The following is a 1,371-nucleotide window of genomic DNA, read 5'->3' as shown; positions in this document are numbered from 1 at the left end:
TGAGGGCCTTGTTATAAGAGGGCCAGTTGGTGATTTTAAAATTTTGTTTTGCCATGGAGACCTGATTTTGAAACAACTGTGGTGATCTGCTCCGATGATTACCCAAAAGTTCTATTTATTCAACAAAGCCCATTTTAATCCCAAACAGGCGTGTCACAACAGCATTATTCCCTATTATTCAACAAAGCCGGCCAATTACTGAAAAAATCAATAATTACACGTTTTCTGGTTTGCTCAGCAGTGCTTTAATGCTGGCTTTAAACGCATCGCCAAATTCAGGATTACGCAGGCCATAAGCGACAAATGCCTGCATGTAACCCAGCTTGCGCCCACAGTTAAAGCTGCGGCCTGCCATCTGCACCGCATCTACCTGATGGTTTTGCTCAATCAGTTCGGCAATGGCATCGGTCAGTTGGATACGCCCCCAAGCACCGGCAGGCGTTTTTTCCAGAATAGACCAGGCATCAGCAGAGAGTACATAACGCCCGACCGCCGACAAATCTGACCCTTCTTCCGGCGGCACTTCCGGTTTCTCAATCATGGAAGTGATAACCGCGGCGTCACCTGCGTGGTTCAATGGCTTAGCGCATTCCACCACTGAGTACTCCGGCAGCACTTCATAAGGGCGGTGTTTCACCAGCACCTGGCTGTGGCCTGTTGCTTCAAAACGTGCGATCAGCTGTGCCAGATTCTCTTTACTCTGATCGGCACTTGCTTCATCCATCACCACATCCGGCAACACCACTACAAACGGATTGTTGCCCACGATAGGTCGCGCGCAGTTGACGGCGTGCCCCAACCCCAGTGTTTCACCCTGGCGCACGTTCATAATCGTCACGCCCTTAGGACAGATGGCTTGTACATCGGCCAGCAGTTGGCGTTTTTGCCGCTCTTCCAGCAAAGATTCCAGCTCGAAAGAGGTATCGAAGTGGTTTTTAATGGCGTTTTTTGAGGCGTGTGTAACCAGCACAATTCCTTTGACACCGGCATTGACGCACTCGTTAACGATTTTCTCGATTACCGGACGATCCACCAACGGCAGCATCTCTTTTGGGATCGCTTTTGTTACCGGCAGCAGGTTCATACCCAGACCTGCGACGGGGATAATCGCTTTCAATGTTGTTGCCATGCATTAACTCTCTTGTTATCCGCTGTCATTCTTCTGACACCATAACGTGGCTGTGAGAATAAGGTTACACCCAATTACTCACAACGCTACATGAAAGGCGTGGCTTTGTTGAATAAATCAGAACTTGTAACGACTGCGCCCCATACGGGTCGATTGTTACGTGATGCGAATACTGTTCGGCATTCCTAATAGCGTGATCCGGTTAAGCGCTTTGACCATGGCCATTGCTTCACCCACCTGAG

Annotated in this window: 1 protein-coding gene and 1 pseudogene; both read right to left on the bottom strand. The window is 49.3% G+C overall.

Going from position 1 to position 1,371, the window contains the following annotated elements; genetic code table 11:
* Positions 1 to 214: 214 nt before the first annotated feature.
* Positions 215 to 1,129 (bottom strand): sugar phosphate nucleotidyltransferase, encoded by a 915-nt coding sequence (locus tag QZ506_RS15205; RefSeq protein ID WP_291972170.1) that lies wholly within the window; start codon positions 1,127 to 1,129, stop codon positions 215 to 217.
* A gap of 156 nt (positions 1,130 to 1,285) precedes the next feature.
* Positions 1,286 to 1,371 (bottom strand): annotated as a pseudogene (locus tag QZ506_RS15200) (lipoprotein); the annotation flags it as partial.

The sequence above is a fragment of the Candidatus Symbiopectobacterium sp. genome (assembly GCF_020054415.1).
In the GTDB taxonomy this organism is placed as follows: Bacteria; Pseudomonadota; Gammaproteobacteria; order Enterobacterales; family Enterobacteriaceae; genus Symbiopectobacterium.
The sequence above is the reverse complement of the archived record's forward strand: the minus strand, read 5'-3'. Positions and strand labels throughout refer to the sequence as shown.

Bases quoted from the DNA above. Each gene is read 5' to 3' on its own strand.
- QZ506_RS15205 (WP_291972170.1), bottom strand. From the start codon at position 1,129: ATGGCAACAACATTGAAAGCGATTATCCCCGTCGCAGGTCTGGGTATG.